Source organism: Stenotrophomonas sp. JAI102 (genome assembly GCF_013409105.1).
In the GTDB taxonomy this organism is placed as follows: Bacteria; Pseudomonadota; Gammaproteobacteria; order Xanthomonadales; family Xanthomonadaceae; genus Stenotrophomonas; species Stenotrophomonas maltophilia_AA.
The window spans coordinates 41,669-62,024 of the sequence record NZ_JACCCI010000001.1 but is presented as its reverse complement, the minus strand read 5'-3'; the positions used below and the strand labels follow the sequence as shown (position 1 = coordinate 62,024).

18 protein-coding genes are annotated in these 20,356 nt (G+C 68.7%); 12 read left to right on the top strand and 6 right to left on the bottom strand.

Going from position 1 to position 20,356, the window contains the following annotated elements; genetic code table 11:
• Positions 1–28: 28 nt before the first annotated feature.
• On the top strand, positions 29–610 hold the full coding sequence (locus HDC96_RS00275) for a mechanosensitive ion channel family protein (RefSeq protein ID WP_179458267.1): 582 nt from the start codon (positions 29–31) through the stop codon (positions 608–610).
• A gap of 76 nt (positions 611–686) precedes the next feature.
• Here the strand turns inward: HDC96_RS00275 and HDC96_RS00270 are convergent, their stop codons facing one another.
• Together HDC96_RS00270 and HDC96_RS00265 are read right to left on the bottom strand one after the other, a co-directional pair.
• The gene (locus HDC96_RS00270; RefSeq protein ID WP_176989214.1) at positions 687–953 is read right to left on the bottom strand and encodes a DksA/TraR family C4-type zinc finger protein; all 267 of its coding nucleotides are present in this window, start codon (positions 951–953) and stop codon (positions 687–689) included.
• A gap of 109 nt (positions 954–1,062) precedes the next feature.
• Positions 1,063–1,614 carry a DUF2058 domain-containing protein gene (locus HDC96_RS00265; protein ID WP_179458266.1) on the bottom strand — a complete coding sequence of 184 codons (552 nt, stop codon included), beginning with the start codon at positions 1,612–1,614 and terminating at the stop codon, positions 1,063–1,065.
• Between the two features lie 73 nt (positions 1,615–1,687).
• Here HDC96_RS00265 and HDC96_RS00260 point away from each other — a divergent pair, with 73 nt between their 5' ends.
• From HDC96_RS00260 to HDC96_RS00250, 3 genes are all read left to right on the top strand, one after another.
• Positions 1,688–2,185 carry a M48 family metallopeptidase gene (locus tag HDC96_RS00260; RefSeq protein WP_123730546.1) on the top strand — a complete coding sequence of 166 codons (498 nt, stop codon included), beginning with the start codon at positions 1,688–1,690 and terminating at the stop codon, positions 2,183–2,185.
• An 81-nt stretch (positions 2,186–2,266) separates the two neighbouring features.
• Positions 2,267–2,977 carry an rRNA pseudouridine synthase gene (locus HDC96_RS00255; protein ID WP_179458265.1) on the top strand — a complete coding sequence of 237 codons (711 nt, stop codon included), beginning with the start codon at positions 2,267–2,269 and terminating at the stop codon, positions 2,975–2,977.
• Between the two features lie 48 nt (positions 2,978–3,025).
• Positions 3,026–4,603, top strand: coding sequence for a phospholipase D family protein (locus HDC96_RS00250; protein WP_179458264.1), 1,578 nt, complete (start codon positions 3,026–3,028; stop codon positions 4,601–4,603).
• Between the two features lies 1 nt (position 4,604).
• On the opposite strand, the gene HDC96_RS00245 is transcribed toward HDC96_RS00250, so the two are convergent.
• A complete protein-coding gene (locus tag HDC96_RS00245) occupies positions 4,605–5,720 on the bottom strand; it encodes an HDOD domain-containing protein (RefSeq protein ID WP_179459561.1) in 1,116 nt (371 codons plus the stop codon).
• A 287-nt stretch (positions 5,721–6,007) separates the two neighbouring features.
• Here HDC96_RS00245 and HDC96_RS00240 point away from each other — a divergent pair, with 287 nt between their 5' ends.
• Entirely contained in the window at positions 6,008–7,105 is a 1,098-nt protein-coding gene (locus HDC96_RS00240; protein ID WP_179458263.1) for a Glu/Leu/Phe/Val dehydrogenase, read from the top strand.
• Positions 7,106–7,186: 81 nt separating this feature from the next.
• On the opposite strand, the gene HDC96_RS00235 is transcribed toward HDC96_RS00240, so the two are convergent.
• The gene (locus HDC96_RS00235; protein ID WP_179458262.1) at positions 7,187–10,054 is read right to left on the bottom strand and encodes an autotransporter serine protease; all 2,868 of its coding nucleotides are present in this window, start codon (positions 10,052–10,054) and stop codon (positions 7,187–7,189) included.
• A 176-nt stretch (positions 10,055–10,230) separates the two neighbouring features.
• Here HDC96_RS00235 and HDC96_RS00230 point away from each other — a divergent pair, with 176 nt between their 5' ends.
• From HDC96_RS00230 to HDC96_RS00220, 3 genes are all read left to right on the top strand, one after another.
• Entirely contained in the window at positions 10,231–11,406 is a 1,176-nt protein-coding gene (locus HDC96_RS00230) for a thiolase family protein (RefSeq protein ID WP_179458261.1), read from the top strand.
• Positions 11,407–11,530: 124 nt separating this feature from the next.
• The gene (locus HDC96_RS00225; protein ID WP_019183430.1) at positions 11,531–11,872 is read left to right on the top strand and encodes a hypothetical protein; all 342 of its coding nucleotides are present in this window, start codon (positions 11,531–11,533) and stop codon (positions 11,870–11,872) included.
• Between the two features lie 149 nt (positions 11,873–12,021).
• Complete coding sequence (locus tag HDC96_RS00220) at positions 12,022–12,426, top strand: hypothetical protein (RefSeq protein WP_179458260.1); 405 nt, start codon at positions 12,022–12,024, stop codon at positions 12,424–12,426.
• Between the two features lie 67 nt (positions 12,427–12,493).
• Here the strand turns inward: HDC96_RS00220 and HDC96_RS00215 are convergent, their stop codons facing one another.
• The gene (locus HDC96_RS00215; protein ID WP_179458259.1) at positions 12,494–14,125 is read right to left on the bottom strand and encodes an isovaleryl-CoA dehydrogenase; all 1,632 of its coding nucleotides are present in this window, start codon (positions 14,123–14,125) and stop codon (positions 12,494–12,496) included.
• A gap of 109 nt (positions 14,126–14,234) precedes the next feature.
• Here HDC96_RS00215 and HDC96_RS00210 point away from each other — a divergent pair, with 109 nt between their 5' ends.
• The 4 genes from HDC96_RS00210 to pdeM are packed head-to-tail and all read left to right on the top strand — an operon-like array spanning position 14,235 to position 19,939.
• Complete coding sequence (locus HDC96_RS00210; RefSeq protein ID WP_176989205.1) at positions 14,235–15,242, top strand: ligase-associated DNA damage response exonuclease; 1,008 nt, start codon at positions 14,235–14,237, stop codon at positions 15,240–15,242.
• On the top strand, positions 15,239–16,843 hold the full coding sequence (locus HDC96_RS00205; RefSeq protein WP_179458258.1) for an ATP-dependent DNA ligase: 1,605 nt from the start codon (positions 15,239–15,241) through the stop codon (positions 16,841–16,843). The genes HDC96_RS00210 and HDC96_RS00205 overlap by 4 nt, the downstream gene beginning before the upstream one ends.
• 14 nt (positions 16,844–16,857) lie before the next feature.
• Positions 16,858–19,305 carry a ligase-associated DNA damage response DEXH box helicase gene (locus tag HDC96_RS00200; protein ID WP_179458257.1) on the top strand — a complete coding sequence of 816 codons (2,448 nt, stop codon included), beginning with the start codon at positions 16,858–16,860 and terminating at the stop codon, positions 19,303–19,305.
• On the top strand, positions 19,295–19,939 hold the full coding sequence (gene pdeM, locus HDC96_RS00195; RefSeq protein WP_179458256.1) for a ligase-associated DNA damage response endonuclease PdeM: 645 nt from the start codon (positions 19,295–19,297) through the stop codon (positions 19,937–19,939). Before HDC96_RS00200 ends, pdeM begins: the two co-directional genes overlap by 11 nt.
• Before the next feature lie 44 nt (positions 19,940–19,983).
• Here pdeM and HDC96_RS00190 read toward each other — a convergent pair whose 3' ends face one another.
• Positions 19,984–20,253 carry a hypothetical protein gene (locus tag HDC96_RS00190; RefSeq protein WP_176989201.1) on the bottom strand — a complete coding sequence of 90 codons (270 nt, stop codon included), beginning with the start codon at positions 20,251–20,253 and terminating at the stop codon, positions 19,984–19,986.
• Between the last annotated feature and the right edge of the window lie 103 nt (positions 20,254–20,356).

Genomic DNA, 20,356 nt, shown 5'->3' with positions numbered 1-20,356 from the left:
ACTATCGCTGCAAAGGAATTCCGCCCCCATGAAAGACCATCTGCCCGCCTGGACCCACGACTGGCTGCACTACGGCGTCCCTGCCCTGCAGATCCTGGTGACCGTGCTGGTGGCCTGGCTGCTGCGTCTGATCGCCCGTCGGCTGATCCGCCGCCTTGGCGAGCACTACACCCTGCCGCCGGAGATGGTGATGGGTGCGCGCCGCATCAGCAGCTTCGTGATCAACTTCGGTGCGGTGCTGATCGTGCTGAGCATCGTCGGCGCATCGGCCTCGGTGCTGTGGACTGCCTTCACCGGTTTCGCCGCGGTCGGCGCGGTGGCGTTCTTCGCCGCGTGGAGCGTGCTGTCCAACATCTTCTGCACGCTGCTGATCTTCACCACCCGTCCGTTCCGCCTGCACGACTACATCGAACTGCTGGAGAACGGCGAGAAGCCCGGGCTCAAGGGTCGGGTCATCGACATCAACCTGATCTACACCACGCTGCAGGAAACCGGCAACGGCCATGAAGGCACGGTGCTGCAGATGCCGAACAACATGTTCTTCCAGCGCACGGTACGGCGCTGGCGGGATCCGTCGCAGGCACCCGGTGGGATCCAGGGGGACGGTTGAGGGCACGTGCCACGCCGGTTGTAGATACCGACCGTTGGTCAGTATGCGTTATTGCGTGCCGACCAACGGTCGGCACCTACCGGAGCTGGCTGTCCTTGCTGCCGCGCCGGTTGTAGCCGCTGCCTTCGTGCTGGGCGGCGTCTTCTTCTTCCTGGCAGCGCACGCACAGGCGAACGCCGGGGACGGCCTTGCGCCGCGCCTCGGGAATGGGTGCCTCGCACTGTTCGCAGTGGGTCAGCCCGGGGCCGTCGCGCAGCTGTGCGCGCGCCCGCTGGATGGCGTCATCGACGGTGGCGTCGATCTGATCCTGGACGGCGCCGTCGCCTGCCCAACCTGTCGCCATGATGTGTCTCCCATGCCGGTGTCAGGTCTCCAGCATAGACCCGGGCCCCGCTGCCCAGCCGACGTAGGGCTGAACGCGCGTGGCGCCGGGTGAACGCTTCAGGCGCGGCTTACCAGACCAGGTCGTCCGGTACCTGGAACTGGGCGTAGTACGCATCGTCCTCGGCGTTGCCGGTGCTCGGCTCGCTGACGGGCTGGCTGTTGTCGAGCACGATCACGCTGGCATCGCGCTCGCGGACCTTCTCGGCCGCCGCGCGCGGCAGCAGTTCGAAGCCCTCGCCATGGCGGGCGATCACCAGGCTGCCCGAGGCCAGCTGGCGGCGCAGCACATTGTTGACCAGCAGAGTGCGGATCAGCGTGCCATCGTTGAAGCGGTACTCGCTCTCGCCTTCCCGCTTGACCTTGTGCGCCTCGATGATCTGGCGGACCTGGGCCTGCAGTTCCTGGGCGTGGGCCTTGGCCTTGCGGTCGGCTTCCAGCGCGCGATCGCGCTCGGCCTTCTCCGCGCGCAGGCGATCGGCCTCGCGCTGGCTCTCGCTGGGCGCGACCGGGGCCTTGCCGTGGCGGGCTTTCACCTGTTCACGGGCGGCCTGGGAGACCTGGGATTTCTTGACCAGCCCAGCCTTGAGCAGCTGCTCCTGCAGGGGATTTGCCTTCGCCATACGCCTAGCATCTGTTGTTGCGGGATTCCGGAGCCCATCATACTGGTCTGCCCGCCCCGCCCCAACCGCCTGCATGACCGCCCTGAAGTACCTCGCCGGCTATCCCGACGCCCTGCAGCAGCAGGTGCGCGAGCTGATCGCGGGCGACCGGCTGGGGCCGTGGCTGGAACGCCGCTACGCCGAGCTGCACACGGTGCGCAACGACCGCCAACTGTACGACTACACCCAGGGCCTGAAAGAGCGCTACCTGCGCCAGTCCGCGCCGCTGTCCAAGGTGATCTACGACAGCCGGCTCCAGGTGCTCAAGCATGCACTGGGCACCCACACCACGGTCTCGCGGGTGCAGGGCAGCCGGCTCAAGGCCAGCCGCGAGATCCGCATCGCCACGGTCTTCCGCGAGGCCCCGGCCCCGTTCCTGAAGATGATCGTGGTGCATGAACTGGCCCACCTGAAGGAATCGGACCACAACAAGGCCTTCTACCAGTTGTGCACCCACATGGAAGCGGACTACCACCAGTTGGAGTTCGACCTGCGCCTGTACCTGACCCACCTGGAACGCACGCCGGGCTGAGCCGCGGCGGCCCTCATCGCGCAGCGTCGGGCCCCAGCCAGTACACTCCCCGCCCGCTTCCCGTTTTATATTGCCTGCCCGATGACCGACCCGATCCGACTCGACAAACGCCTGACCAGCCTGATCGGCTGCTCCCGTGGCGACGCCCAGCGCTATATCGAGGGCGGCTGGGTGACCGTCAACGGCCAGGTGGTCGAGCAGCCGCAGACGATGGTCACCGACGAGACGATCGTGCTGCGCGAGAACGCCGAAGCGACCCGCACCGAAACCGTGAGCATGCTGCTGCACAAGCCGGCCGGCATGCGCTCGGATGAACTGTGCGCGCTGGTGACCCCGGAGAGCCGCAGCGAGCTCGATGCCACCGGCGTGACCCTGCTGCAGCGGCATTTCCACGCCCTGCAGCGGGTGATGCCGCTGTCCGACGACGAGAGCGGCCTGGTGGTGGTCAGCCAGGACGGACGCGTGATCTCGCACCTGAAGGATCGCGGTGCGACGCTGGAGCAGGAATACCTGGTCGAAGTGAGTGGCGAGCTGGCGCCCTACGGCATGAAGCGCCTCGCGCACGGCCTCAGCTTCCGCAGCTGGCCGCTGCCGCCGTGCAAGGTGAGCTGGCAGAACGAAACCCGCCTGCGCTTTGCGATCAAGCCGGTGCATCCGGGCCAGCTGCGCGACATGTGCGCCCAGGTCGGGCTGGAGGTCATCAGCATCCGCCGCCTGCGCATCGGTCGCGTGGCGATGGGCAAGCTGGTCCCGGGCCAGTGGCGTTACCTGGCACCGGACGAGCGTTTCTAAACCGCGCCAGCACTCGCCCTGCACGCCCCGGCCGCTTACGATCGGGGCATGACCGAGAAAAAACCGTTCTGGCGCCGGCTGCTGCGCTGGCTGGGGATCGTTGTCGCCCTGCTGATCCTGCTGGTCCTCAGCGGCCTGCTGCTGGCCGATCACCTCACCCCGCAGGCCGTGGGCGAGCGTTCCACGGTGCTGCCCACCCAGGCCGACCAGACCCCGATCGATCGAGAGCTGGTCCGCCTGCAGGCCGAACATCCCGGCCAGACCGGTGTCGCCTTCCTGTCCGACGGGCTGGACGCGTACGCCGCGCGCGCGGTGATCACCCAGCACGCCGGCCGCAGCCTGGACCTGCAGTACTACATCTGGCACGACGACCTGATCGGCCACCTCATGACCAACGAGCTGTACCGCGCGGCCGAGCGTGGCGTGCGGGTACGCATCCTGCTCGATGACATGAACGCGCAGGACAAGGACGCGCTGATGATGGCGCTCGATGCGCATCCCAACATCGAGATCCGCCTGTACAACCCGTTCCGCAACCGCAGCGGGCTCTGGCGCCTGGTCGAGATGGTGCAGCGCTTTTTCAGCGTCAATCACCGCATGCACAACAAATCCTGGATCGCCGACGGACGCGTGGCGATCGTCGGCGGCCGCAACATCGGCGAGGAGTATTTCAGCGCCCGCCCCGACGTGAACTTCCGCGACCTGGACCTGCTGGTGGCCGGTGCAGCGGTGCAGCAGGCCAACACGATCTTCGACGACTACTGGAACAGCGACACCGCGGTGCCGATCCGCGCCCTGGCGTTCTACACCGAACCGCAGCTGCGCCTGCTGATCCGCGAAAGCGAGCACGAGGCGCGGCTGGACAGTGCCAAGCCGTACCTGGCGCGCGTGGCGCGTTCGCAGGCGGCGCGCTCGTATTACCGCGATGCGCTCGACCTGCACTGGACGCCCAACGTGGAGATCGCCTCGGATCCGCCGATGAAGCATCGCCGCGACGATCAGGCCGACTGGCTGGTGACGCGCCTGGTCCAGGAACTGGAAAGCGCACAGCACAAGGCGCTGTTGATCTCGCCCTACTTCGTGCCCGGCGAGGAAGGCACCGAAGGGCTGGGCGCGATGGTCGCGCGTGGTGCCCAGGTCGGCGTGATCACCAACTCACTGGCCGCCAATGACGTGGCCGCCGTGCACAGTGGCTACATGCACTACCGGGCGCCGCTGCTGCGCAGTGGCGTGCAGTTGTACGAGCTCAAATCGCGCGGCAACGTCGATGGCGGCGGCCTGTTCGGCAGCAGCGGCGCCAGCCTGCACACCAAGGCCTTCATGGTCGATGACCGGCGGGGCTTCGTGGGCTCGTTCAACCTCGACCCGCGTTCGGCCTATCTCAACACCGAGATGGGCGTGCTGTTCGACGACCCCGTGCTGGCCGGGCAGCTGCGCGAGGAGTACCTGCGCCTGGCCAGCCCGAGCCAGAGCTACTGGGTGGCCCTGGGACCGGACGGTGACGTCCGCTGGCTGGAACGCGATGCCCAGCCACCGCAGTGGCTGTATACCGAACCGGATACCGGGTTCTGGTTGCGCGCCAGCGCGCGCGCGATCAGCTGGCTGCCGCTGGAATCGCAGCTCTAGCTCAGCCGGCCCCGGCGACCTCGAGCTCGGCTTCTTCACCGTCCAGGGTCTCCACCGCGCGCCCGTGCACGCGCCGCCAGATCCACTGCAGCGCATGTGGCGGCGTACCGTCCAGCTGTTCCAGGAGGGCCAGCGCCTGGACCTGGCCGATCTGGCCGTGCCGGCACAGCAGGCTGGCCGCCGCCGCCGCGCGGGCGAAACGCAGGCTCGCCGCCAGTCCACTGCCGCTCTGGCGGATCAAGGCGTCGTGCACGGCCTTGGGCAGCTCCCATGCCGCCGCGATGCGGCTGGCCACGGGCAGGGTCCAGCTGTCGAGCAGGTCCGCCGCCAGCGCACGGGGCGGCGCGGCCACCGACTGCTGCGCACAGGCATCGAGCAGGTGGCGCATCACCAGCGCCGCGCCCAGGCCCTGGGTCAGGCCCAGCCACTGCGCGGCGAAGCCATCTTCGTGGGTCACTGTGCGGGCATGGTCGGCGGCCGCGCGCGAGGCCAGCAGCGCGTGCTCCCAGATCACCGCACTGAACTGCGGAAACGCATCGCACTGCAGCTGCATCACCGGCTGTACCAGCACCGCACTGATGATCTGGCGGATGCCATCGGTCCCCACCAGGGTGACCGCGCGCTGCAGCGTCTCCACCGGGCGCGCCTGCACCCGGTAGACCGGGCTGTTGGCGATGCGCAGCAGGTTGCCGGTCAGCACCGGATCCTGGCTGATGATCGCGGCCATCGCACGTGCCGATGCATCGCTGTCGTTGACGGTCTGGATCAGCTGCGGCAGCAGCTGCGGCCGGCGTGGCAGGTGCTTGGCCGACCAGTCACGGGCCAGCAGCGACGCCGTGACGGCATCGCGCAGCTCCACCGTGTGCGGCGCCGCGGCATCGGCGGCATCGCCACTGCGGGGCACCAGCGCGAGCGTGTGCAGCCCGGCCTGCAGCACCGCGACCGGATCAGTGCCCGGCGACAGAGCGGCGGCAGGCACGGCCGTCGCCCCCGCCTGCCCGGCGGCGGCACGCGCCCTCGATGGCTGCGCCACGGCACGCCGGTGGCGGACCAGGCCGATCACCCCCAGCAACGCCAGCACGGCGGCGCCAACGAGCATCACGCCGATCACGCCCATGGCCCTGGACACGCCGGATCCCGCACTTGCCTTGTTGCGACTGCGCCCACGTGATCCTTCCTGCGATGACCGGCCATCCACACCGTTGCCACGGCATCGGCCTGCGCTTCAGCAACTTTAATGGCGGCGCGACGGGAGAGCCCTGACAACACCCTCCGCCGGAATGCACTAGAATGGCGCCGCGCGACCCGTCCGAGACCCGACGACGTCGCTTTTTTTGTTTTACAACCCACCTTTTGCTGGCGCGTTCGCCGCTGTTCGCCACCGTTCGCACCATCGGAGCCACCATGTTATTTGAAACCCTCGAAACCACCGGTCACGAACAAGTGGTGTTCTGCCACAACCGCGACGCCGGTCTGAGGGCGATCATCGCCATCCACAACACCACGCTCGGCCCGGCCTTGGGCGGTGTGCGCATGCGCCCCTACGCCAGCACCGACGAGGCCCTCGCCGACGCGCTGCGGCTGAGCCGCACCATGACCTACAAGAACGCGCTGGCCGGTCTGAACGTGGGCGGTGGCAAGGCGGTGATCATCGGCGACCCGAAGCGCGACAAGTCCGAGGTACTGTTCCGCGCGTTCGGCCGTTACGTGGATTCGCTGGGTGGCCGCTACATCACCGCCGAGGACGTCGGCACCGATGTCAACGACATGGAGAACATCTACCTGGAGAGCGAGTACGTCACCGGCGTACACCAGGTGCATGGCGGCTCCGGCGATCCGGCCCCGTTCACTGCGTATGGCGCCCTGCAGGCGCTGATGGCGTCGATGCAGCACAAGCTGGGCCATGAGGAAGTCGGCAAGGCCAGCATCGCGGTGCAGGGCCTGGGCCACATCGGCATGGAACTGGTGAAGCTGCTGCGCGACCGCGGCGCCAAGCTGTACGTCAGCGACCTGGACAGCGCGCGCGTTGACCGCGCGGTCACCGAATACGGCGCCGAAGCGGTCAGGCCGGAGGACATCTACGACGTCAACGCGGACATCTTCGCGCCATGCGCGCTGGAAGGGGCGATCAATCCGGACACGCTGCCGCGGCTGAAGTGCAGGATCGTCTGCGGCACCGCCAACAACCAGCTCTCGAGCCTGGAAATAGGCGACGAACTGCATGCGCGCGGCATCCTCTACGCACCGGATTACGCGGTCAACGCCGGCGGTGTCATGAACGTCTCGCTGGAAATCGACGGCTACAACCGCGAGCGTGCGATGCGCCTGATCCGCAGCATCTACCACAACCTCGGCCGCATCTTCGCGCTGTCGCAGAGCGAGGGCATCGCCCCGCAGCGCGCCGCCGACCAGATCGCCGAATCGCGCATCCTGTCGATCGGCAAACTGAAGATGCCGCTGGGTCCCAGCACGCCGCGCCGGGGCACCCTGCGCGGCAACTGAGCCGTTGGGCGATACAACGAAAGAGGGCGCGATCATCGATCGCGCCCTCTTTTTTTACACACGTCGCAGTGAGACCGGCCGTCAGAACCCGGCCGAATAGCGCAGTTGCACCTGGCGCAGATCGCCCCGCGGGCCGAAGCGCTGGTCGTAGCCGAACGCCAGGCGGCTGGTGCGGCTCAGCCACGATTCCACCGAGAGCCCGAACAGCCCGCCCGAGCGGGCCGGCTGCAATCCGGCCACCGGCGCCCAGGCCTCGACCCCGACGAAGCTGGCGTCCAAGGCCAGGCCGTCGCTGGACAGATGCTGTTGCCACTCGGCATAGCCGCGCAGCGACCAGCCGCCCCAGCGACGCTCGGCACGCAGACCGGCCAGGGCCTGGCTGCGCGTGCTCACGGCATCGTGCGCGCGCAGGCCAAAGCCCATGCCGCCGGCTTCACTGAAACCGTCGCTGTCCACCCGGGCGTACTCGGCGCCGAGATAAGGCGTCAGCGAGCCGGTGGCGCTGCCGAAGCGGTAGCCCGATTCCACGCTGGCCGCGCTGAAGCTGCCGCCGTAGCGCGCGTTGACGCCGTACTGGCCGGCCCCCAGCAGCAGCTGGCGATCGATCTCACGGGTGAACTGGCCGGCGCCGATCTGGCCCATCGCATACGCACGGCCGGTCCCCCAGCCCGCATAGACCTGCGCCTGCGATTGACGGTCGCGGCCGCGGTCACTGCCCCACTCGCGGCTGCCGTAGCTGCGGGTTTCGCCGAACGCGAAACCGAGCATGCCGTGGCTGCCCAGCGCCATGTCTTGGCCCATCATCCAGCCCCGGGTCGCCACCCCGTTGCCGGCGAAGCTGCCCTGGCCCGCCTCGCCCAACGCACTCTGCCAGGCACCGCGCAGGCGCGGCGCGGCCTGCACGTCACCGACCCGTGCCGACAGCGCACGACGGTTCATGTCGATACTGTCGAAGGTCGCCGCCGTCGCCAGCGCATGCGCCTTGCCGGAGAGGCTGTCCAGGCTCGCCTGCAAGGCGTTGGCCCCGTCGACCTGCTGCAGCTGGCCGGCCGCGTCCGCGAACCCGTCCAGCGCCGCCCCCTTGCCATCGAGCACCTCGAACGCGGATTCCACGCGCGCCGCCGAGGCCAGGGCCGTTCCACCGAGGCCGGCCTGCAGGCTCGCGCTGGTCACGTTGATGCGGTCGGTGACCAGGGTGACGTCATTGTTTGCATGCAACAGGCTGGCCTGGAGCAGCGTGCCGGCCGCCAGCCCGTTGGTGACGCTGGCGAACGTGCCGGTCACCCCCCCATCGGCGTGCAGCAGCGGCTGCGTGCGTCCGTCCCGGGGAACGTAGCCGCTGATGATGCTGTCCACGCGCACCGTGCCGGCCAGCGTGGCGGTGCCGTTCACCAGGAGCGGGTTGGCACCCAGTGCGACCACCAGTTGCGCGCTGGCACGCTGGATGTAGTTGCCTTCGATGACCGCATCGATGTTGTCGCTGCGCAGGATCACGCTGGCGCCGTTGTCCACGTTGCCGCTGACCCGCGTGGTGCCGTTCATGAACTGCAGCGCCGCAGCATTGGGATCGCCCGCCTGCGGCGCGATGAGCACGTTGGAGCGCAGCGACGCACCGCCGCGCAGCGCGAGGGTGCCGCGCTCGATGAGGGTGTCACCGGTGTAGGTATTGGTGCCGGCCAGGGTCAACGCACCCGCACCCTGCTTGGTCAGCCCGCCGTTGCCGCTGATGTCGTTGCTCCACACCGAATCCAGCCCCAGCGTGGCGACGTCTACCGTCACATCGCCCCAGTCCAGCCTGGCCGGACCATTGATCGCCTTGGCGATGTTGAGCAGGCCGTAGCCGAACGTCCGGTCCACGCCGGCCGCGCCGAGATCGGTCGCGGTGCCCAGCAGCGTCTGGCGCACCAGGTCGTTGGTGAAATACGGATATTTCTGCCACACCAGGGCCGCCGCGCCGGAGACCAGCGGCGCCGCATAGGACGTGCCCGAGCCATAGTAGTACTCCGGCGTGCCGCCCTTGTTGGCCGGATCGACATAGGCCACCGTGCCCGGTGCGGCGAGGCAATACTGCGCCGCGACGCCGCAGGCGTTGGCATACGAAGCCAGCTTGCCCGGGTCTGCGGTATCGACCGCGGTCACGCTCAGCCAGCCGCGTTCCAGATCCGCCGCGGGCAGGCTGCCGCCCGGCCCAACCTGGCTGGGCAGCGCCGCCATGCTGGAGGGATTGGGCTTGCTTTCGTTGCCGGTGGCGAACACCACCAGGCCGCCGTTGCTGATGATGAAGGGCCGGTATTCCTGGGCGATCGGCGCGGTGGCCGCCGGGTTGGTCCAGTACAGGCCGCCCCACGAGTTGTTCATGATCTTGACGCCGGCCGCGATCAGGTCCTGATGCACGCCGTCCAGGCCGATCGCCCCGTTCACTTCGTTGCCACTGCCCGAGCCGTCATCGACAGGACGCTTGTCGGCGATGATCCGCGCCGAGACGATCTGCGCTTCGCTGGCCACGCCGCCCGGCCAGCTGCCGACCCTGCGACCGGCGGCCAGTTCGGCGACGACGGTGCCGTGGCCGACCACGTCGTCCACATTGATGTTATTCACGCGCGGATCGACGTAGGTGTAGTTCGCCAGCACCCGCCCATTGAGCGCGGGATGCTCACGGTTCACGCCCGAGTCGACGATGCCGATGCGCACGCCGGCACCGGTCCAGCCGGCGGACTGCGCCGGCCCCGCCTGGACGATGGCCAGGTGCGCGTCGATCGCCGGCTGCGGCGTCGGCGCCGTGGTCGGCGGTGGAGAAGGTGGCGTGGTCGGGGGCGGCGACGGGGGCTGGGTCGGAGGCGGCGAAGGCTCCAGATCCCCGCGGACATTGCTGCCTCCGCCTCCGCAGGCACTCAGTGCCAACGCCAATGCCGCGGCCAAGGCCGACCTGCCGATCACAACCTGCTTCATCCCTGCTCCCCTTGTGAATGGACCTTCCCCACCTGCCTGCCTCCCGGGCAGACACCGGCGGTCAATGCCGACCCTCTATACTGGACCGACCCCCACGCAGTCTGCCGGGAAATGCGCCGGCTTCCAACGCCCGCGTTCCCATTCCGCTCTTCGCTCACGCACCAAAGAGATTGCACATGTCCAACATCGTCATCGCCGCCGCCAAGCGCACCGCCATCGGCTCCTTCCTGGGCCAGTTCAACGGCGTGCCGTCCCCGACCCTGGGGGCCACCGTGATCGCCGCGGCCCTGGAGCAGTCCGGAGTACCGGCTGCGGACGTTTCCGAAGTGATCATGGGCTGCGTGCTGCCGGCCAATCTCGGCCAGGCGCCGGCCCGCCAGGCCGCGATCGCCGCCGGGATTCCGGTCTCCACCGGCGCCACCACCCTCAACAAGGTGTGCGGCTCGGGCATGAAGGCCATCATGCTGGGGCATGACCTGATCAAGGCCGGCTCGGCCAGCATCGTGGTCGCCGGCGGCATGGAGTCGATGTCCAACGCCCCGCACATGATCCCCAACTCGCGCACCGGCAACCGCTTCGGCAACTTCCAGGTGATCGACCACATGGCGCACGACGGCCTGGTCAATGCCTACGACGGCAAGGCCATGGGCGAGTTCGCCGAATGCACGGTGGAGAAGTACCAGGTCAGCCGCGAGGACCAGGATGCCTTCGCCATCGAATCGGTCCGCCGCGCGCAGGCCGCGCAGGCCAACGGCGCCTTCGACGGTGAAATCGTGCCGGTGAAGGTCAGCAGCCGCAAGGGTGAGGTCGAGTACGCACAGGACGAACAGCCGGGCCGCTCGGACATCGCCAAGATCCCGACCCTGCGCCCGGCGTTCAAGAAGGACGGCACGGTCACCGCCGCCAGCTCCTCGAGCATCTCCGACGGCGCCGCCGCGGTCGTGCTGCTCGCCGAGGAAGACGCCGCCGCCCGCGGCCTGCAGCCGCTGGCCCGCATCGTCGGCCACGCCACTCATTCGCAGGCGCCGGAGTGGTTCACCACCGCGCCGATCGGTGCGATCCAGAAGCTGCTGGAGAAGACCGGCTGGACGCTGGACCAGGTGGACCTGTTCGAAATCAACGAAGCCTTCGCCGTGGTTGCGATGGCGCCGATCCGCGAACTGGGCATTCCGCATGACAAGGTCAACGTCAATGGCGGTGCCTGCGCATTGGGTCATCCCATCGGTGCGTCGGGTGCACGCTTGGTGGTCACGCTGGTGAACGCATTGCGCAAGCGTGACGCCAAGCGCGGAATTGCTACCCTGTGCATCGGCGGTGGCGAAGCAACCGCCATCGCTATCGAATTGATTTGATTTGGTTTAACGCGCATTTCTCAAAACTGAATGCGCGATCGCTTGACAGCCAATCGTGGCTTGTCATCATGTTGCCGGGCGCGCAATAGCGCGTTGCCTAATCTAACGACGAGGATTCACAACAATGAGCATCAACAAGCTGCTGATCGCAATGGCCCTGGGCCTGGCCCTGACCGCCTGCTCGAAGCAGGAGCAGGCTGCTGACGCCGCCGCTTCGGCCAACGAAGCCGCCGCTGACGCCCAGGCCGCTGCTGACCAGGCCGCTGCTGCTGGCGCCCCGGCTGCTGACGCTGCCCAGGCTGCTGCTGACACCGCCACCACCGCTGCTGACGCTTCGGCTGATGCCGCTGCCCAGGCTGCTGGCGCTGCCACCGACGCTGCTGCTGAGCAGGCGAAGGACGCTGCCAAGACTGCGGAAAACACCGCTGAGCAGGCCAAGGACGCTGCTGAAGAAGCCAAGAAGTAATCACTTCTTTCTTCAAGCACGTCTGAAGAAGCCGCTGGTTCGCCAGCGGCTTTTTCTTTGGTGTTGTGTGGCGCGCTGCCGCGCGCACCGCGTCTTCACAGGCGCATGAATAGGCTGGCCTCCCATCCATCGCCGTTCTGGAGCGCCACATGAAGATCCGTCCGCTGACCACCTCCCTGCTGGCCGCTTCCCTGCTGCTCGGCCTGGCCGCGTGCAAGGGCCCGGAGGCCGAACAGGCCCGCCGTGACGCCGCGCAGGCCGCCGACAGCACCAATGCCGCCGCGCGCGAAGCCGTCGACAAGGCTGCTGCGGCCACCCGCAATGCCGCCGATGATGCCGCGGCCGCCTCCGAGCGCGCTGCCGCCGATACCCAGCAGGCGCTCGACCGTGCTGCAGCGGCCACCTCCGAGGCTGCCGGCGAAGCCAAGGTCGCCGCCAAGGATGCGGCTGCCCACGCCAGCGAGTCCACCGCCGATGCCGCGCAGAAGGTCGCCGACAAGGCACGCGACGTCGCCGACGATGCCAACAGGAACGCCAACGAAGCCAAGCGCTGAGTCCGGCCGCCCCTTCAAGTGCATCACGTGGGTCAGAACGCCCCCTCCCTGGGAGGGGGCGTCTGCGTTATGGGAGTGCGCGGTCCAGCACGGCCCCGACATCGATATCCGCCGGCAGCGTGCCGAACGCCATCCCATGCTCGGCGCCGAGCCGTGAGCGGATGAAGGCGGATGCGTTCGGACTCTGCGCCCGCAGCAGGACCGCAGCCTGCAGCAGCAGCGCCAGGCGTTCGGTGACACGGCGGGCCTGTGCCTGCTCCGGCGTGGCCGCGAGCTGGGCGCGCAACGCCCGCAGTGCGGTGTCATAGATCGCATCGGCACCGGCCACCGCATTCAATTCCGCATCCAGTGCGTGCAGCACCTGCGGCTCGCGTGACAAGGCACGCAGCACGTCCAGGCACTGGATGTTGCCGCTGCCTTCCCAGATCGAATTCAACGGCGCCTGCCGGTACAGCCGCGGCAGCATCGACTCCTCCACATAGCCCGCGCCGCCGAGGCACTCCTGCGCTTCATTGACGAACACGGCCGCGCGCTTGCACACCCAGTACTTGCCCACGGCCGTGGCGATGCGCGCGAACGCGGCCTGCTGCGGATCGGCCGCGGCCTGGTCCACCGCGCGTGCCACACGCATGGCGAACACCGTGGCCGCTTCGGATTCGATCGCCAGATCGGCCAGGACGTTGGCCATCAGCGGGTGCTCGCTCAGCCGCGTGCCGAAGCTGCTGCGGTGCCGTGTGTGGTGCAGCGCCTGGGCCAGGGCCATGCGCATCTCGGCTGCGGCACCGAGCATGCAGTCCAGCCGCGTCATCATGACCATGCCGATGATGGTGGCCACCCCGCGCCCTTCCTCGCCGACACGCTGCGCCCAGGCCCCACACAGCTCCACCTCGCTGGAGGCGTTGGACCAGTCGCCAAGCTTGTCTTTCAAACGCATCAGCCGGAACGCGTTGCGGTTGCCATCGGGCAGGCGCCGCGGCATCAGGAAGCAACTCAGGCCTCCCGGTGCCTGCGCCAGCACCAGGAAACCATCGGACATCGGCGCGGAGAAGAACCATTTGTGGCCGACCAGCGCATAGCTGCCATCGGCCTGGCGCTCGGCCCGCGTGGTGTTGCTGCGTACGTCCGAGCCGCCCTGCTTCTCGGTCATGCCCATGCCCAGAGTGATCCCGGCCTTGTCCGCGATCGGCACGTCACGCGGGTCGTAATGCGGGGCCGCCGCCTTGTCCGCCCAGGCGGCGAGCGACGGATCCTGGCGCAGCACGGCGACGGCGGCGTGGGTCATCGTCAGCGGACAACTGGTTCCCGCCTCGGCCTGGTGATGCAGGTAACTCAATGCCGCGCGCGCGACATGCGCACCCGGCCGCCCGTCGTGCCAGGACAGCCCGGCCACGCCATGCGTCTTCGCCGCCGTCATCAGCTGGTGGTACGCCGGATGGAACTCGACCGTATCGATGCGATGGCCCTGCGCATCGTGGGTGCGCAGGCGCGGCCGATCGCGATTGGCATCGAAGCCGATCCGGTACAGCTCATCGCCGGCGAGGCCGCCATAGCGCGCCAGCTGGCCCGCGAACGCGGCGGCTCCTTCGCGCTGCACTGCCTCGGCCAGTGCGACGTCGTCGGCCCACAGATTGCGCCCCCCGAAAGGGGGCGGCTGGTTGCTCACCGCGTGCGTTTCGAACGCGGGCAATGCTGACGTCATCACGGCGAGCTCCTTGCAGACAGATGCACCGATTCTGCCGCATCCCCCTGCAGGCCGCCGTTCATGCGGATTCTCACCTCCTGCACGAGCGCGGCGGCACAGTGCAGGCATGAACGCGGATGCCGACAACGACGACCTGGTGGTGCTCCGGCCCGAGGGGCTGTACTGCCCGGCCGGTGATTTCCACATCGACCCGTGGCGCCCGGTGCCGCGGGCGGTGATCACGCACGGCCATGGCGATCACGCGCGCAACGGCATGGGCCACTACCACTGCACCACGCAGACCCTGCCGATCCTGCGCTGGCGGCTGGGCGACGTGGACTGCAGCGCGCACGCATACGGTGAACGCTTCACCCTCGGCGACACCGAGGTCTCCCTGCATTCGGCCGGGCACGTGCTCGGCTCGGCCCAGGTGCGGATCGCGCATGCGGGACGGGTCTGGGTCGCCTCGGGCGACTACAAGCGGCAGCACGATCCAAGCTGCGACCCGTTCGAGGTGGTGCCCTGCGATACCTTCATCACCGAAGCGACCTTCGGCCTGCCGGTGTACCGCTGGCCGGACACGTCGCAGGTCGCGGCGGACATCGTGGCGTGGCGGCGCGAATGCGAAGCGCGCGGCGAGGCGGCCGTGCTGCTCTGCTACGCGCTGGGCAAGGCACAGCGGATCCTGGCCGAACTGCTGCCGCTGGATACGCAGCCGGCGCTGCTGCATGGCGCGATCGCCACCGGCGTGGCGGTCTACCGCGAGGCCGGGATTCCGATGCTTGCCACCGAGCCGGTCAGCGAGCAGGCCCGCGGTGCGGAGTTCGCCGGCAAGCTGATCCTGGCCCCGCCCTCGGCGGCGGGGAGTGCGTGGATGCGCCGCTTCAAGCGCGCGCAGCTTGGTTTCGCGTCCGGATGGATGCGGGTGCGTGGCAACCGCCGCCGCCGCAACTACGACCGTGGCTTCGTCGTCTCCGATCATGCCGACTGGCCCGACCTGCTGCGCACCATCGCCGAGACCGGTGCCCGTCGCGTCATCGCCACCCACGGCAACACCGACGCGCTGATCCGGTTCCTGCGCGAGCGCGGCGTCGCCGCCGAGGCCTTCGCCACCGGCTACGGGGACGAAGAATGAAACGCTTCGCCGCGCTCTACAGCGAACTCGACCGCAGCACCGCCACCGGCGACAAGCGCGCCGCGCTGGTGCGCTACTTCCAGCAGGCGCCCCCGCACGACGCGGCGTGGGCGCTGTTCCTGCTGGCCGGCGGCAAGGTCACCAGCGCGCGCCGGAAGATCGCCGGCAACGCCGAGCTGCGCGCGTGGGTCGCGGAGATCTCCGACACGCCCGCCTGGCTGGTGGACGACAGTTATGACCAGGTTGGCGACCTGGCCGAGACGCTGACCCTGCTGATGGACGATCCGCTGCAGGTCGGCGCGGATATCGCGCTGGCCGACTGGATCGAGCAGAAACTGCTGCCGGTCGCCAATCAGCCCGAACCGGTACGCCACGCAGCCATCACCGGGGCCTGGCAACAGCTCGCCTTCGACGAGCGTCTGGTGTTCAACAAGCTGCTGACGGGTGCTCTGCGCGTGGGCGTGTCGCAGCGGCTGGTGCAGCAGGCACTGGCGGAGTGGTCGGGGATCGATATCGCGCGCATCGCCCAGCGCATGCTCGGCAGCTGGGTGCCGACGCCCGGATTGCTGGCGGCCCTGCTGTCACCGAAAGAACGCCCTGAAGATCGCCAGCAGCCCTACCCGTTCTTCCTGGCCTCGCCGCTGGAGGCGGAGGTCGACACGCTCGGTGCGATCGAGGACTGGTTGCTGGAATGGAAGTGGGACGGTATCCGCCTGCAGGTGCTGCGTCGCCAGGGCGAGGTCGCCCTGTGGTCGCGCGGCGAAGAGCGGCTGGATGGCCGCTTCCCCGAAATCGACGCGGCGGCGATGGCGTTGCCCGATGGCTGCGTGATCGATGGCGAGCTGCTGGCCTGGGCCGACGGCGACGCACTGCCGCTGCCGTTCACCGCGCTGCAGACCCGCATCCAGCGGCTCAAGCCCGGGCCGAAGACACTGCGCGATACGCCGGTGCGCGTGCTCGCCTACGATCTGCTCGAGCTGGGCGGTGAAGACCTGCGCGCGCTGCCGCTCGCGCAGCGGCGTGCGCGCCTGGCCGACGTCCTCGCCACGCTGGACGACCCGCGCCTGATGCTGTCGCCGGCGGTCAGCGTCGCGGACTGGAGCGCCGCCGCCGTTCACCGCGATCTCGCCCGCGAGCGTGGTGTGGAAGGCTTGATGCTCAAGCGCTGCGATTCGGTCTACCAGGCCGGACGCCGGCGCGGCGACTGGTGGAAATGGAAAATCGATCCGCTGACCATCGATGCGGTGATGATCTATGCGCAGTCCGGCCATGGCCGGCGCAGCACGCTGTACACCGATTACACCTTCGGGGTGTGGGATGGCGAAACCCTGGTGCCGGTGGCCAAGGCGTACTCGGGCCTGGACGACAAGGAAATCCTCGCGCTGGACCGCTGGATCCGCGCGAACACGATCGAACGGTTCGGGCCGGTGCGCAGTGTCCGTGGCGAACAGGTGTTCGAACTCGGCTTTGAAGCGGTGAACCGCAGCAAGCGCCACAAGTCCGGCATCGCGGTGCGCTTCCCCCGCATCCTGCGCTGGCGGCACGACAAGCCGGCCAGTGAGGCCGACAGCCTGGCCCAGCTGCAGGCGCTGGCGCGGTGACGCGACGGGAGGCCATGGCCCGCCTGACGGCGTGGTTCGCCAGCCGGGGCTGGGCGCCGCTGCCCTTCCAGAAAGCGATGTGGCGGCACTATCTGGCCGGCGAGTCCGGCCTGCTGCATACACCGACCGGCAGCGGCAAGACACTGGCGATGTTCGGCGGTCCGCTGCTGCAGGCGCTGCACGATCCGCCGCCACGGTCGACCCGCGGCCGTGCGAAGACACCGGTGCCGGTCCTGCAGGTCTTGTGGATCACGCCGCTGCGTGCGCTGGCCGCCGACACCGCGCGCGCGCTGCGTGAGCCGCTGGACGCGCTCGGGCTGGACTGGCAGGTGGGCCTGCGCACCGGCGATGCCAGCGCGCGCGACAAGCGCCTGGCGCGCGAGGGCCGGCTCGATGTGCTGGTGACTACCCCGGAGTCGCTGGCGTTGTTGCTGAGCTATCCCGACACGATGGCGCGCCTGCAGCACCTGCGCTGCGTGGTCGTGGATGAGTGGCACGAACTGCTGGGCAACAAGCGTGGCGTACTGCTGCAGTTGAACCTGCGCCGGCTGCGCGATGCCCTGCCCACCCTGCAGGTGTGGGGACTCTCGGCGACGCTCGGCAACCTGGACGAGGCGCGCGAGGTGCTGTTGCCGGACGTGCCCGACGCGCCGCTGGTGGCCGGCGCGCGGCCGCGCCCGGTCAGCGTGGAGACGCTGCTGCCGGCCCAGGGCGAGCGTTTCCCATGGGCAGGTCACCTCGGCTTGTCGCAGCTGCAGCGCGTCCTGGAAAAACTGCTGGCGGTGCGCACCAGCCTGCTGTTCACCAACACGCGTGCCCACGCCGAACTGTGGCACCAGGCACTGTCGGCGGTGTGGCCGGAAGAGCCGGACACCCTCGCCCTGCATCACGGCTCGCTCGACCCGGCCCTGCGCCGTGCCGCGGAACAAGGCCTGCGCGAAGGCCGGCTGCGCTGCGTGGTTGCCACGTCCAGCCTCGATCTCGGCGTCGATTTCCCCAGTGTCGACCAGGTCCTGCAGATCGGCAGCCCCAAGGGCATCGCCCGGCTGCTGCAACGTGCCGGGCGGGCCAGACATCGCCCCGGCGAATCCGGGCACATCGTGTGCGTGCCCTCGCATGCGCTGGAGCTGGTCGAGTACGCCGCGGCACGACGTGCCCTGGCCCAGGGACATATAGAAGCCCGCCGGCCACTGCGGCTGTCGCTGGACGTCCTGGCGCAGCACGCGGTGAGCTGCGCGCTCGGCGGTGGCTTCGATCCCGATGCGCTGTTCGCGCAGGTCCGACGCACGCATGCCTTTGCCGCACTGGACCACGCGCACTGGGAGGGCGTACTGGAGTTCATCGTGCAGGGCGGTCGCGCGCTGTCGCAGTATCCGGATTTCCACAAAGTCGTGCGCGATGACGATGGCATCTACCGCGTGCATGACCGTCGCGTCGCGCTGCGACATCGTTTGTCGATCGGCACCATCACCAGCGATGGCAGCGTCATGGTCCAGTTCCTGCGCGGCGGCCGGCTCGGCGCGGTGGAGGAACAGTTCCTCAGCCGGTTGCGCCCGGGGGATCGCTTGCAGTTCGCCGGGCGCCTGCTCGAACTGGTGCGCCTGGAGAATCTGACCGCGTACGTGCGGCTGGCACGCGGCGGCGATGGTGTGGTGCCGCGTTGGCAGGGCGGGCGGCTGCCGCTCTCCGAGGCGCTGGGGCATGAAATGGAAGCGGTGCTGGCCCGACCGCCGGAGAGTCCGGAGATGCAGTGGCTGGCGCCGCTGTTGTCGCTGCAGGCGCGCCTGTCGGCGTTGCCCGCGCCCGAGCTGCTGCTGGTGGAACACGTCCGCCGCCGCGAAGGTCAGTTCGTGTTCGTGTATCCCTTCGCCGGCCGCCAGGTCAATGAAGGGCTGGCCGCCTTGATGGCGATGCGCTGGACGCGCGTGCAGACCAATACGTTCGGCTACGCGGCCAACGACTACGGGTTCGTGCTGGCGCCGGCCCGTGCCGTCGAGATCGATGCCGCGCGCGTGCGCACCCTGATGGAACCGGAAGGACTGCTCACGGATCTGCGCGAGAGCCTCAACCTGGGCGAACTGGCGCGGCGCCAGTTCCGCGACATCGCGCGCGTGTCCGGCATGCTGGTGCCGGCACTGCCCGGCCGTACGCCACGCAGCCTGCGCCAGCTGCAGGCCTCCAGCGGGCTGCTGTACGACGTGCTGCGCCAGCATGATCCGGATCACATCCTGCTGACGCTGGCCGAACACGAGGTGCTGCACGATCAACTCGATCTCGGCAGCCTGGCGCGTGCGCTGGCGTCCTGCCAGGCACGCACATTGAGCCTGCAGCACCCCACCAGCCTGGGGCCGCTGTCCTTCCCGCTGTGGGCCGAACGACTGCGCGGCCAGCTCAGCAACGAAGACTGGAAAACCCGCGTCCTGCGCGCCGCACAGCAACTGGAGAAACGCCATGGCGCCTGAACTGCCGATCACCCTCGCCGGCGAAACCATCCAGCTGCTTGGCGCGCGTGCGCTGCATTGGCCCGCGCGGCAGGGCCTGATGATCGCCGATCTGCACCTGGGCAAGGCGGACCTGTTCCGGCGCTCGGGCATCGGCCTGCCCAGCGGGGGCACCTCCGATGATCTGCAGCGGTTGGGCGCGATGGTGCAGCAGCACGCGGTGCGCCAGCTGTGGATACTCGGCGATGTACTGCATGGCGCTGCACACCGCGCCGCGTGGTACCGGCAATGGCAGGGCTGGCGCGAACAGCATCCCGGGCTCTGGATCGGCGCGCTGGAGGGCAATCATGACCGGGTGCTGCCCAAGGCCGATCTCGGCATCGACCTGCTGGGTGAACGTGTCCAGGAGGGACCGTTCCTGCTGCGTCACGCACCGCAGCGTCAGCCCGGCCTGCACGTGCTGTGCGGCCACCTGCATCCACTGGCCCGCCTGCCGGGCATGCAGCGGCGCTGGCCATCGTTCTGGCTGCGCGAGGGAATGACGATCCTGCCCGCCTTCTCAGGATTCACCGCAGGTATCGCGCCGGTGCTGGGTACGGGAGAAAGACTGGTGGCCTGCGTCGAAGACCAGGCCATCGCGTTGCCGGCGCGCTAGGTCGACCCGCGCGCGACAGCTGTCACATAGTCAACGTGTGTGGATCAGGCCGCCGAGACCAGCAGGTCCGGCATCAGCCGGATGTCGGGCGCGTGCGGATTGGGCCGCACCGGTTGGCGCTGGATCGCGGTCAACATCTCGTGGGCGGCGGCACGGATGCGCGGATGGTGCTCCGGCGCGGCGTGCGTGATGAGGCTGGTCACATGGAACTCGAATACGTCTTCCATCACGTCCGGCTGATCCTCATGCAGCATCTGCAGTAGTCCGCGCAGTTTGCGGATTTCACTTTCCAGAGTTTCGGCCGAGAACAGCATTTCAATCTCCTTGGGTTGCGATCGGTCCACCGGACCGTAGGTCGCAAACGCAGCACCACCCTACCACCCGTCAGTCGCGGGCCTCCAAGCGATCAGGAATCGG

Coding starts and splice junctions, on each gene's coding strand:
- HDC96_RS00270 (WP_176989214.1), bottom strand. CDS start 953: ATGGCGACAGGTTGGGCAGGCGACGGCGCCGTCCAGGATCAGATCGAC.
- HDC96_RS00210 (WP_176989205.1), top strand. CDS start 14,235: ATGAACGCGGATGCCGACAACGACGACCTGGTGGTGCTCCGGCCCGAG.
- HDC96_RS00200 (WP_179458257.1), top strand. CDS start 16,858: ATGGCCCGCCTGACGGCGTGGTTCGCCAGCCGGGGCTGGGCGCCGCTG.
- HDC96_RS00215 (WP_179458259.1), bottom strand. CDS start 14,125: ATGACGTCAGCATTGCCCGCGTTCGAAACGCACGCGGTGAGCAACCAG.
- HDC96_RS00205 (WP_179458258.1), top strand. CDS start 15,239: ATGAAACGCTTCGCCGCGCTCTACAGCGAACTCGACCGCAGCACCGCC.
- HDC96_RS00240 (WP_179458263.1), top strand. CDS start 6,008: ATGTTATTTGAAACCCTCGAAACCACCGGTCACGAACAAGTGGTGTTC.
- HDC96_RS00220 (WP_179458260.1), top strand. CDS start 12,022: ATGAAGATCCGTCCGCTGACCACCTCCCTGCTGGCCGCTTCCCTGCTG.
- HDC96_RS00265 (WP_179458266.1), bottom strand. CDS start 1,614: ATGGCGAAGGCAAATCCCCTGCAGGAGCAGCTGCTCAAGGCTGGGCTG.
- HDC96_RS00255 (WP_179458265.1), top strand. CDS start 2,267: ATGACCGACCCGATCCGACTCGACAAACGCCTGACCAGCCTGATCGGC.
- HDC96_RS00260 (WP_123730546.1), top strand. CDS start 1,688: ATGACCGCCCTGAAGTACCTCGCCGGCTATCCCGACGCCCTGCAGCAG.
- HDC96_RS00275 (WP_179458267.1), top strand. CDS start 29: ATGAAAGACCATCTGCCCGCCTGGACCCACGACTGGCTGCACTACGGC.
- HDC96_RS00190 (WP_176989201.1), bottom strand. CDS start 20,253: ATGCTGTTCTCGGCCGAAACTCTGGAAAGTGAAATCCGCAAACTGCGC.
- HDC96_RS00245 (WP_179459561.1), bottom strand. CDS start 5,720: ATGGGCGTGATCGGCGTGATGCTCGTTGGCGCCGCCGTGCTGGCGTTG.
- HDC96_RS00225 (WP_019183430.1), top strand. CDS start 11,531: ATGAGCATCAACAAGCTGCTGATCGCAATGGCCCTGGGCCTGGCCCTG.
- HDC96_RS00235 (WP_179458262.1), bottom strand. CDS start 10,054: ATGAAGCAGGTTGTGATCGGCAGGTCGGCCTTGGCCGCGGCATTGGCG.
- pdeM (WP_179458256.1), top strand. CDS start 19,295: ATGGCGCCTGAACTGCCGATCACCCTCGCCGGCGAAACCATCCAGCTG.
- HDC96_RS00230 (WP_179458261.1), top strand. CDS start 10,231: ATGTCCAACATCGTCATCGCCGCCGCCAAGCGCACCGCCATCGGCTCC.
- HDC96_RS00250 (WP_179458264.1), top strand. CDS start 3,026: ATGACCGAGAAAAAACCGTTCTGGCGCCGGCTGCTGCGCTGGCTGGGG.